The organism is Haematobacter sp. (assembly GCF_032102465.1).
Classification (GTDB): Bacteria; Pseudomonadota; Alphaproteobacteria; order Rhodobacterales; family Rhodobacteraceae; genus Haematobacter.
Genome location: NZ_DAMDHB010000028.1, coordinates 19,301 through 29,036 on the forward strand (window position 1 = coordinate 19,301; position 9,736 = coordinate 29,036).

General features: G+C 63.8%; 11 protein-coding genes and 1 pseudogene. 7 read left to right on the forward strand and 5 right to left on the reverse strand.

Annotated elements, in window-relative coordinates; translation table 11 throughout:
• Positions 1–68 precede the first annotated feature (68 nt).
• Together otsB and otsA are read left to right on the forward strand one after the other, a co-directional pair.
• Positions 69–866 carry a trehalose-phosphatase gene (otsB, locus tag RT513_RS15370; RefSeq protein ID WP_290685071.1) on the forward strand — a complete coding sequence of 266 codons (798 nt, stop codon included), beginning with the start codon at positions 69–71 and terminating at the stop codon, positions 864–866.
• Positions 863–2,218: pseudogene (gene otsA / locus RT513_RS15375) on the forward strand (alpha,alpha-trehalose-phosphate synthase (UDP-forming)); the annotation flags it as partial. The gene otsB and the pseudogene otsA, both read left to right, overlap by 4 nt.
• 82 nt (positions 2,219–2,300) lie before the next feature.
• Here otsA and RT513_RS15380 read toward each other — a convergent pair.
• Entirely contained in the window at positions 2,301–3,137 is an 837-nt protein-coding gene (locus RT513_RS15380) for a tellurite resistance TerB family protein (RefSeq protein ID WP_290685068.1), read from the reverse strand.
• Positions 3,138–3,509: 372 nt separating this feature from the next.
• On the opposite strand from RT513_RS15380, the gene hemP reads away from it, so the two are divergent.
• Both hemP and RT513_RS15390 read left to right on the forward strand, forming a co-directional pair.
• Entirely contained in the window at positions 3,510–3,671 is a 162-nt protein-coding gene (gene hemP / locus RT513_RS15385) for a hemin uptake protein HemP (RefSeq protein ID WP_088216339.1), read from the forward strand.
• A gap of 199 nt (positions 3,672–3,870) precedes the next feature.
• Positions 3,871–4,122 carry a DUF1289 domain-containing protein gene (locus RT513_RS15390; protein ID WP_088216338.1) on the forward strand — a complete coding sequence of 84 codons (252 nt, stop codon included), beginning with the start codon at positions 3,871–3,873 and terminating at the stop codon, positions 4,120–4,122.
• A 1-nt stretch (position 4,123) separates the two neighbouring features.
• Here the strand turns inward: RT513_RS15390 and RT513_RS15395 are convergent, their stop codons facing one another.
• Positions 4,124–4,594 carry a Dps family protein gene (locus tag RT513_RS15395; protein WP_088216337.1) on the reverse strand — a complete coding sequence of 157 codons (471 nt, stop codon included), beginning with the start codon at positions 4,592–4,594 and terminating at the stop codon, positions 4,124–4,126.
• 71 nt (positions 4,595–4,665) lie between these two features.
• Positions 4,666–5,094, reverse strand: coding sequence for a hypothetical protein (locus RT513_RS15400; RefSeq protein WP_088216336.1), 429 nt, complete (start codon positions 5,092–5,094; stop codon positions 4,666–4,668).
• 240 nt (positions 5,095–5,334) lie between these two features.
• Here RT513_RS15400 and RT513_RS15405 point away from each other — a divergent pair, with 240 nt between their 5' ends.
• Complete coding sequence (locus RT513_RS15405; RefSeq protein ID WP_290685064.1) at positions 5,335–5,811, forward strand: DUF2478 domain-containing protein; 477 nt, start codon at positions 5,335–5,337, stop codon at positions 5,809–5,811.
• A gap of 12 nt (positions 5,812–5,823) precedes the next feature.
• Here RT513_RS15405 and RT513_RS15410 read toward each other — a convergent pair whose 3' ends face one another.
• A complete protein-coding gene (locus tag RT513_RS15410; RefSeq protein WP_179209237.1) occupies positions 5,824–6,597 on the reverse strand; it encodes a FadR/GntR family transcriptional regulator in 774 nt (257 codons plus the stop codon).
• Positions 6,598–6,912: 315 nt separating this feature from the next.
• On the opposite strand from RT513_RS15410, the gene RT513_RS15415 reads away from it, so the two are divergent.
• Positions 6,913–7,713, forward strand: a complete 801-nt coding sequence (locus RT513_RS15415; protein ID WP_290685061.1) for a Ku protein — start codon at positions 6,913–6,915, stop codon at positions 7,711–7,713.
• On the opposite strand, the gene RT513_RS15420 is transcribed toward RT513_RS15415, so the two are convergent.
• Positions 7,714–8,547 (reverse strand): TIGR00730 family Rossman fold protein, encoded by an 834-nt coding sequence (locus RT513_RS15420; protein WP_088216332.1) that lies wholly within the window; start codon positions 8,545–8,547, stop codon positions 7,714–7,716.
• A gap of 87 nt (positions 8,548–8,634) precedes the next feature.
• Between RT513_RS15420 and dapD the strand changes: the two genes are divergently transcribed.
• The gene (dapD, locus tag RT513_RS15425) at positions 8,635–9,474 is read left to right on the forward strand and encodes a 2,3,4,5-tetrahydropyridine-2,6-dicarboxylate N-succinyltransferase (protein WP_088216331.1); all 840 of its coding nucleotides are present in this window, start codon (positions 8,635–8,637) and stop codon (positions 9,472–9,474) included.
• The last annotated feature ends 262 nt before the right edge of the window (positions 9,475–9,736 follow it).

Below are 9,736 nucleotides of genomic sequence, written 5' to 3' on the forward strand. Positions count from 1 at the left end.
GACTGCTGCGGGTGCAAAATAACGGCTTCGCGGTTGCCGAAACGGCAGCGACGCTCTAGTTTCCCTCCATGCAGATCAGTCAGACGCCGCCCCCGGTCGCAGACCGGGATTCCCTCGCTGACCCGGTTGCCGCTGCGGAAGCCACGCTCAGGTCGCTTCCCGCCGTTTCCGAACGCTGGGCCATGTTTCTGGACATTGACGGGACGCTGGTCGATCTCGCCGACAGCCCGGACGGTATCGTCGTGGAGGAAGGGCTGCCCGCCCGGCTCACCCGTCTTTCCGCCCTGCTGGGCGGGGCGCTTGCGCTGGTCACGGGGCGGTCGCTGGCGCGGGCGGAGGCCATGTTCGCGCCGGCCTGTCTGCCGATCGCCGGCCTGCACGGAGCGGAATTGCGGGGCGCGGATCAGCCGCCCCCCCCGCGCGATTACCTCATCGCCAAGGCCGGGGCCGCACACTTTGCCAAGCGGACACCAGGCGTGCTGTTCGAGGACAAGGGCCTCGCCTTTGCGCTCCACTACCGGGGGCTGCCGCAAGCGGAGGCCGAAGTCCGCCGCGAGATGGAGACAGCGCTGGCCACCGCGGGCAGCGCCTTTCAGCTCCAGTCCGGCAAGATGGTTGCCGAGTTGCGGCCCGCCTCCGGCGACAAGGGCACCGCCATCGCCGCTTTCCTTGCGCAAGCTCCGTTCCGGGGCCGGTTGCCGCTCGCCATCGGCGACGACCTGACGGATGAGGCGATGTTCCGCTTCGTCGCGGACCGGGGCGGACGCGGTATCCGTATCGGGCCGACGCTGGAGGACAGCGCGGCGACGGAGCGGCTCCCCTCGCCCAACGCGCTGCGCGCCCTGCTCGCGGAGATCGTCCGATGAGCAGGCTCGTCGTCGTTTCAAACCGCGTGCCGCTCCCCGACAAGCACGGGAATCCGCCGCCCGGGGGGCTCGCGGTGGCCGTTCACGCGGCGCTCCGGGATCAGGGCGGCATCTGGATGGGATGGTCGGGAAGGGCGGTCGCCGATACGGAGGATGTCCGCGTGACCACCCGCGAACAGGGGCGCATCGCCTATTCGCTGATGGATCTGACGGAAACCGACGTGGAGGAATACTACAACGGTTTTGCCAACCGCGTCCTCTGGCCGATCTTTCATGGGCGGGTCGATCTGGCAGAATACGCACGTCGGGAGATGGCGGGATACTTCCGGGTGAACCGGCTTTTTGCCGATCAACTCGTGCCCATGCTCCGCCCCGACGATACGATCTGGGTGCATGACTATCACCTCATCCCGCTGGCGGAGGAGTTGCGGCAGCGCGGGGTCAGGAACCGAATCGGCTTCTTCCTCCACATCCCGTGGCCGCCTGCAGATATCCTTTTCGCCATGCCGGTCTATGAGGCGGTGCTGTCGGGTCTTTCCGCCTATGATCTGGTCGGTTTCCAGACCGACTACGACATGGACAATTTCATCGGCTGCCTCCGGCGCGAGGGTAGCGGCAGCCCGCTCGGCGACGGGGAAGTGGTGGCCTATGGGCGGCAGTTTCGCGTGGGCGCCTTCCCCATCGGCATGGAGACGGAGGAGTTCGCCAACCTCTCGCGTGCCTCGGTGGGCAAGCCGGGGGTGCGCGACCTGCTCCGCAGTCTGCACGGGCGGCGTCTCATCATCGGGGTGGACCGGCTGGATTATTCCAAGGGCATCCCCAACCGCATCGACGCCTATGAGCGCTTTCTGAAGCGTCACCCGGATTTCAGGGGGGAAGTGACCTTCCTTCAGGTCACGCCCAAGTCCCGCTCCGACGTGCCGGAATACCGCGCCATGCAGGAGGCGGTCGCGGCGCAGGCGGGGCGCGTGAATGGCGATAACGGCGCGGTGGATTGGACGCCGATCCGCTACATAAACCAGTCGCTGAAACGCCCGGTGCTGGCAGGTCTCTACCGGGTGGCGCAGGTGGGATTCGTGACGCCGCTGAAGGACGGGATGAATCTCGTCGCCAAGGAATACGTGGCAGCTCAGGATCCTGCCGATCCCGGTGTCCTGGTTCTGTCCCGCTTCGCCGGCGCCGCGCGGGAGATGGTGGAGGCGTTGCTCATCAACCCCTATGACATAGACGCGACAGCCAATGCTCTGGCGCGCGCGCTCTCAATGCCGTTGGAGGAGCGCAAGGAGCGCTGGAGTGCCATGATGGACAGGCTCCGCGCCTATGACGTGCATCACTGGTGCCGCGACTATCTCGGTACACTCGCAAAGGTGGAGCGGCCTTCCGGGCCCGCCTTGCCGCAGGCTGCCCCGGAAACCGCAAACCTCCCTGACGAGATCAGGCCAGCGCGCCCGCGTTGGCATGAAGATGCGCCACGAGATCCGCCGGAAGCTTCAGGCGCGCGGCCAGCATGGCAAGATAGCCCTTCTCCGCCGCTCCCTCTGGATCGACCGCAAGCAGGGAGGCCGCATAGATCTCCGCCGCCTCCGCCTGATTGGAGGCGAGGGCCGCGATCCGCCCCACATCGAGCGGTGCTGCCAACTCTTCGGTCAGCACCTGCGCGGCGCTGTCGTCATAGCCCCGCTCTTTCAGGGCCGCGGTGATCCGCGCCCGCTCCACGGCCGTGACCTCCCCGTCCGCCTTGGCGGCGGCGACCATGGCGCGCGCCAGCTTCTCGGCCAGTTCCTCGGGATCATCGGGCATGAAATCGGTGCCCTCCGGGGAAGGCAATGCCTCCGGCGCTGCTGCCGCTTGCGGCTGGGCAGCGGAGGTATCGGAACTGAACGGTGCCCTGCCTGCCTGCCAGTCGTTGTAGGCCTTGTAGGCGAGCGTGCCGATCGCGGCGGCGACCGCCCCTTTCGCCAGCCCCTTGCCGCCGAGAAGCGCCCCGGCAAGACCACCTGCGGCCGCCCCCTTGGCAAAGGATCCCTGATCGCCGACGAGGCCGCCCAGCATATCGGAAAGGCCGCCGGAGCGGCTGGACGAGGCCGTCGCTCCCCCACCGGTCAGGCTGGAGAGAAGATCCCCCAGACCTCCGCTGCTCCCGCCAGTCGCACCGCTCGCCGCACTGCCAGCGGTATTCTGACCACCAGTCTGGGTGCGACTCGTGCCCGCATCACCGGTGATCTGGCCCAAAAGACTGTCGAACATGGATTTCATCGAGGTCGGCTGCATCTGCGCCTCCAGTCAGAGAGTGTCGGCAGAAAGGTGGCACAATCTTTTCAAAGCGCAAGGTTTGGCGATGAACCTCGCCCAGATGAGGCAAAAATCTTCCACTGGATTAATTCCCGACAAATCTTGTTTGACATTTCCGACTGTTTCGCTCAGTTTCATCATCAGTCCTAGCCGCCCGAACAGGTCAGCCCGGAACAGACCCTCCGTCGGAGTACGGAAAATGAAACCTGAGATCCTGTTCTGGCCGGATCACCGGCAAATTCGGGAAGGCGCGCCTTCCACTCCGCTGGGGGAGCTGTACCGGCTCCTGCTTCTTGCCTTTGGGGGCGGACGCCCGCTTGACCAGGTTCTCGACAGATTTGAGAGGATGCCATGAACGCCACCGTCTCCCGCACGCTGACGCTGCAGGACTCCATCCCCGTCCACGATGCACACCTGCTGACCGCCGGGGGCGTGCAGGCGCGCATCGTCCTTGATGGACAGGTCTATTCCCTCAGGATCACCAAGGCGGGGAAGCTTATCCTCACCAAGTGATCGGAAACCCGGCATCCCCCTCCCGGAACATGCCGGAGAGGCGCAACACACGCTCCCGTTTCTGTAGCGCCTTCAGAAGCCCTGCGACCCGTCTCCTCGGGGATCGCAGGGCTTCTCTCGTTCCGCAAGCTTGACAAGGGGCCGGGGCTTGCCTCTAACCGCTGACTTCGGGCGCGCGTCGCACCCGATGGAGGCTCCAATGACGAAGCTGCCCTCTCCCTGCCTCAGCGTCTGCAAATTCCGCCGCGCGGGGCATTGCATCGCATGCTCGATGACCAAGGATCAGAAGTCTCTCTTCAAGAAGCTGAAGAAAGAAAAACACCAGCAAGGTTTTCTGACCATGCTGGTGCATCAGCAGCGAGACCTTGGCAAGTTTCCCGCCTGGGGCCGCGCCTATGCCCGGAAATGCGCGAAGAAGGGCATCGAAATGCCCACCCTTCCCGGTCTCTAGGTCATTCGAGGTGGGATTGCAGGATCCACGCGAATTTCTCGTGGACGCGACCCCGCTCGATGGCCAGATCCTGCGTCAGCAGGTCGCCGTGGCTTTCGGAGATCGAAGCGACACCGGCAAGCGTTTCCGTCACGGTCCGCTCCGCTTTCAGCAGGGCGCGGATCATGTCCTCGGCACTGGCATGGCCGTCGTGCTCATCGACCTTGGAGCGCTTAACCATATCGGCCAGACGGCCTTCGGCATGGGCACCGATGGCGCGGACGCGTTCGGCCAGATCGTCCTGACCCTCGAAGTGATCTTCATAAATCTTCTGGAACAGCTCGTGCAACGGTCCGAAGGACATGCCCTTGACGTTCCAGTGGAAATTCTGTGCGAGCATCGTGGTGACGACGGTCTCCGCGACGGCCTGGTTCAGCGCGTCCGCGATGGCGGCCTGCGCACTTTCGCTCAGGTTGGCAGCCGTTTGCGACATGTTCTCATTCCTTTCGAGTTGCGAATCATTAGCTGGCGTCCGCTTGCCATGATCCCCAATTTAGAATGATTTTAAATTGTGTCCAGTCCCTCGGCGAGACCTTTCGCAAGATAGGCAATCTGACGACGGTAAGGCTTGCGCACCTGCGAAGCGATGAGAAAGGTCGTGCTGTCGCCATCACCCTGCCGGACGGCCTCCACCAACCGAAGGAGCCAGCTTTCATCGAAGGAGCGTTCTCGCGCGCCGGGAAACAGGAAATTCAACGGTTTGCCGGTCGCCTGCGGCAGGGCGCGCAGCAGGGCCTCAGCAAAAGCCTGCGCCGCTTCCACCCGGTCCATGGCGAGGAGGGCGCAGGCCGAGAATACGTCGATCCGGCGCGCCGCGCGACACCGCAGGGAAAGAAGCCTCAGCCGGTTCAGCGTTGCGGTCAACTGAACATCCCGCTCCTCGTTCTGAGGAGTGGCAACGGCAGGTGCGGGAAGAAGAGCTGCGACGGCCATAAGACTCGCGTTCCGTTCCAAGATGGTTGACTGATACAGTCAACATAACCGCGAGTAAAGCAAAACACGGCGCTTTTGCCTGACAAAACCGTGCGATGACGCTAGCTTCGCGGCTTAGCCAGTGGCTGACCTACAGAATGGACCTGACGACTGGAACGTGCGACTTGTCCGTATGACTGTTCCGTACGACTGGCTTAGGCTACCGGCCGCGCGATTGGCCGGTGAAGGAGGGAATCACTCATGACACGCCTTGCAACCGTCGTATATCACGCCGGACAGTCGCCGGACGACGCCATTCTCTCCGCCGTGCGCGGCCTTCCAGGGGTGCGCGGCTATGTGCAGGCAAGGCGCGGGGACGGCGGGTTGGCGCTGCTGGATGTGGCGGACGGCGTGCTGGTGCCTCTGGGCGGCCCTGCTGGCGGCGGATGCAGGCTAGACCCCGCGGCGCTCGATCAGGCAGCGGCCGGGCTGGAAGCGCGGCTGACCCCTCCGCCGTCTCTCCTGGTGCTCAATCGTTTCGGTGACAGCGAGGCCGCCGGATTCGGTTTCCGCCCGCTGCTGGAAACCGCGGTAGAGGCCGGAATACCGGTTCTGCTCGCCGTGGCAAATACCCGGCTGGCACTCTGGCAGGCTTATGCGGGGGAGATGGGCGAAACGCTTCCCTGCTCCAAAGAAGCGGTTTCCGCCTGGGCCGCGCCGCTTGCAAGAAGGAGCTGACCGGCTATTCGATCAGCAGGCGATCGGCATCAGGTTGATGCGATCGCGGCCCATTTCCTCGATGCGTTCGCGATAGGCGTTGAGATAGAGACGCCAGACATTCGCAGCCTCCTCCGCATCGCCCGCTTCGGCACGCCGGATGAGCTTCATCTTGGTACCGACACCTGCCTCATAGCGTCCGGCGAGGTCCTCCTCGGCAGAACGGGTGGCATGCGCTCGGTTTTCCAGATGTCGCGTCATGACCTCATCCAGAATCTCGCCGAACACCTCCGTGATGCCGTTGCCGGAATGTTTCACCAGGGTCCGGCGAAACTCGTCGTCCAGCTCATTGTAGGCAATCGCCACTTCGGCAGGATCGTTTCTTGATATCGCCGCCCGCTGTTCGACCATGCAGGCCCGCAGCGCCTCTATGGCGTCAAAGTTGCGCGCCCTGACGATGTGGTGAACGGCGGCAGGCTCCGTCTGGAGGCGATAATCCATCACCTCTCCCAGAGTCATGCGCTGCATCTGGAAGTAAAAGCCGATCTGACGGGCAATCGGCTCGATCGTCGGCCGGAGAACGCGCGTGCCCCCCCGCGGCCCGCGCTCCACCGTCAGCAGCCCCTCCGCCTCCAGCACCCGGATGGCCTCGCGGTAGGTGGGACGCGAGATGTTGTGTTGCTCCATCAACTCGACTTCACCGGGAAGGAGAGAGTTGGCGGGAAACTCGCCAGATGCGATGGCGAGCCGGAGCGTGTCCGCAAGTGCCTCTGCCTTGCTCGCGGCACGTCTCGTTGTCTTCGCCATTTCGCTCTCCGCCAAGTTGTTTTCGATGAAACTCATCCTTCTCAAAGTTGAATATAAAATCAATACTAATTTCTGCAAGAACAGCTGCTTAAAAAGAAAAAGGTAAGATATTCTCACCAAACTCAGCGAAGTTCGATTAAAAAGCAGGCTCGAAAAACATGAGTGCGAAGTTTTCGATGAGAAAGTGTGTTTAAGCCACGCGGGGGATGTCGCGCAAATTTGATCGCGAAGCAACACATAACTTGCGTTCAGGCGGGAACCTGCGCAATTCCGTGGCGTTACATGCAGTTGATCTCAGAAAACGAGAGGTAACGGATGGCGCCCCGCCCCTTTTGGAAAGGCTATCTCAAACTCTCTCTGGTGACCTGCCCGGTCGCGATGACTCCCGCGACCAGCGAAGCTGACAAGCTGCGGTTCACCACCGTGAACGCGAAGACGGGAAACCCCACGCTCAGTCGCTATGTCGATGACAAGACAGGAAAAGAAGTCCCCGAGAAGGACCAGATGAAGGGCTATCCGAAAGGCGAGGATGAGTATGTCCTGCTGGAGGATGCCGAAATCGAATCCCTCGCCCTGGAGAGCACGCGCACCATTTCCATCGACCGGTTCGTGCCGTCGGACAGTGTGGGATGGGTCTGGCTGGACACCCCTCACTACCTGCTGCCGGACGACAAGGTGGCGGAGGAAGCCTATGCCGTGATCCGCGCCGCGATGGAGGCGACGGGCACCTTCGGGCTGTCGCGGCTGGTGCTCTACCGCCGGGAACGGCCGGTCCTTCTGGTGCCGAAAGGCAAGGGGATCATGCTGTGGACGCTCCGCTACGGGGATGAGGTGCGCGATCCCGGCGATTACTTTGAACAGAAACCGGAGGCCCCCGACACGGATCTTCTGAAGATGATCACCAAGCTCATCGACGCACGGAAGACCGATTGGACGCCGGAGATCGTTCATGACCCCGTTCAGGCGCGTTTGTTGGAAATGATTGAAGCCAGGCGCAAGCCGCCGCGCAAGGCCCGGAAACCTGCCTCTCCCCCCGCCCGGCAGGGGGAGGAGGGCAAGGTCATCGACATCATGGACGCGCTGAAACGGTCCCTCTCGGGTGGAAAGAAGCGCTGATCAGAAGACCTGTCGCTGATGCAGGAGCGCCATCGCGTCCTCTGCCGTCTCGACATAGTTGAAGATCGACAGGTCACTTTCCGTGATCGTGCCCGCCTCCACCAGCGCTTGCCAGTTGATGACGCCATCCCAGAACTCCCGCCCGAACAGCAGGATCGGAATGCGCTGCATCCGTCCGGTCTGGATCAGCGTCAGGCATTCCATGAGTTCGTCCAGCGTGCCGAAGCCGCCGGGAAAGACACAGACCGCCCGCGCCCGCATCAGGAAATGCATCTTGCGGATCGCGAAGTAGTGGAAGTTGAAGCACAGATCCGGCGTGACGAACGGGTTCGGCGCCTGCTCATGCGGCAGAACGATGTTAAGGCCGATGGACTGGCCGCCCGCCGCTGCTGCCCCTTCGTTGCCCGCCTCCATGATGCCCGGCCCGCCTCCCGTCATGACCACCGAGTCACGGCCGTAGGTCTTGAGGCTTTCCTCGGTGATCCGCTGGGCCAGATCGCGCGCGACCTCATACCAGCCGGACAGCGCAGCCGCCGGGCCCGCCTCGCCCTCCCGGGGGATTCTCGCGCTGCCCATCAGCACGACGGTTGAGCGGATGCCGCGCTCCGCCAGGATCATCTCGGGCTTCAGGAGTTCAAGCTGCAGCCGCACCGGCCGCAACTCCTCCCGCACGAGGAAATCCGTATCGGTGAAGGCCAGCCGGTAGGCGGGTGCGCGCGTCTGCGGCGTGTCCGGTGTCTCCTTCACCACGCGGGCATCCTGACGGCTGTCCCGGAACGGGTGCTGACGGTCGGTTGCGCTCGCTCCGCGGGGGGTGTCCGCATCTTCGGTCATGGCCCGTCCTTTCGGCTGCGTTGCGTGACTGCCGTGCGCGGTCTATAGGCTTGGCCCCGGTCGAGCCATAGAAATCGGAGCATCCCCATGTCGAATGCCGCGTCGAACGCCGCGCTTGAAACCGCCATCGAAGCTGCCTGGGAGGCGCGCGACGGCATCACCCCCGCCACAACGGGCGAACAGCGCGACGCGATCGAAGCGACGCTGGAGGCGCTGGACAAGGGACGCCTGCGCGTGGCGGAGCGGCAGTCCGACGGCAAATGGCACGTGAACCAATGGGCGAAGAAGGCCGTTCTGCTCGGCTTCCGCCTGCGCGACATGGAGATGCAGTCCGGCGGGCCGCAGGGTGGCGGTTGGTGGGACAAGGTGGATTCCAAGTTCAACGGCTGGCAGGACGGCGAGTGGAAGGCCGCAGGCTTCCGCGCGGTGCCGAACTGCATCGTGCGCCGCTCCGCCTATATCGCGCCGGGCGTGGTGCTGATGCCCTCCTTCGTCAACCTGGGCGCCTATGTCGATTCGGGCACGATGGTGGATACCTGGGCCACCGTCGGCTCCTGCGCCCAGATCGGCAAGAACGTGCATCTCTCCGGCGGCGTCGGCATCGGCGGCGTTCTGGAGCCGATGCAGGCTGGCCCCACGATCATCGAGGACAACTGCTTCATCGGCGCCCGCTCCGAAGTGGTGGAAGGCGTGATCGTCCGCGAAGGCTCCGTGCTCGGCATGGGTGTTTTCATCGGGCAGTCCACCAAGATCGTGGACCGCGAGACCGGCGAGGTGATGTATGGCGAGGTTCCGGCAGGCTCCGTCGTGGTCTCCGGCTCGCTGCCCTCCAAGAATGGCGTCAATCTCTACTGTGCGGTGATCGTGAAACGCGTGGACGCCAAGACCCGCTCCAAGACCTCGATCAACGAGCTGCTGCGCGACTGATCGGACTTGAGATGCTGGCACCCTCCCGTCTCAACGGCGGGGGGTACCGGCGCCGGTGTTTCCTGGCGGAGGCCAAGCGGTCGCATAGGCTCACCGGCCGGTTTCTTCCAGATGGTGATCCGCAATGCTGCCTTTTGATCACCGGAAGGAAGCAGGGGCTGCGATCCGCTTCAGGCGACGTTGCGCAGGCATTGCTTGCCGGCGAGGCGGGAAGCGAGCGGCGGCTGGGGGGCTGCTCGCGCATTCTCTGACCGGAGCGATG

Bases quoted from the DNA above. Each gene is read 5' to 3' on its own strand.
- otsB (WP_290685071.1), top strand. From the start codon at position 69: ATGCAGATCAGTCAGACGCCGCCCCCGGTCGCAGACCGGGATTCCCTC.
- RT513_RS15380 (WP_290685068.1), bottom strand. From the start codon at position 3,137: ATGCAGCCGACCTCGATGAAATCCATGTTCGACAGTCTTTTGGGCCAG.
- hemP (WP_088216339.1), top strand. From the start codon at position 3,510: ATGAACGCCACCGTCTCCCGCACGCTGACGCTGCAGGACTCCATCCCC.
- RT513_RS15390 (WP_088216338.1), top strand. From the start codon at position 3,871: ATGACGAAGCTGCCCTCTCCCTGCCTCAGCGTCTGCAAATTCCGCCGC.
- RT513_RS15395 (WP_088216337.1), bottom strand. From the start codon at position 4,594: ATGTCGCAAACGGCTGCCAACCTGAGCGAAAGTGCGCAGGCCGCCATC.
- RT513_RS15400 (WP_088216336.1), bottom strand. From the start codon at position 5,094: ATGGCCGTCGCAGCTCTTCTTCCCGCACCTGCCGTTGCCACTCCTCAG.
- RT513_RS15405 (WP_290685064.1), top strand. From the start codon at position 5,335: ATGACACGCCTTGCAACCGTCGTATATCACGCCGGACAGTCGCCGGAC.
- RT513_RS15410 (WP_179209237.1), bottom strand. From the start codon at position 6,597: ATGGCGAAGACAACGAGACGTGCCGCGAGCAAGGCAGAGGCACTTGCG.
- RT513_RS15415 (WP_290685061.1), top strand. From the start codon at position 6,913: ATGGCGCCCCGCCCCTTTTGGAAAGGCTATCTCAAACTCTCTCTGGTG.
- RT513_RS15420 (WP_088216332.1), bottom strand. From the start codon at position 8,547: ATGACCGAAGATGCGGACACCCCCCGCGGAGCGAGCGCAACCGACCGT.
- dapD (WP_088216331.1), top strand. From the start codon at position 8,635: ATGTCGAATGCCGCGTCGAACGCCGCGCTTGAAACCGCCATCGAAGCT.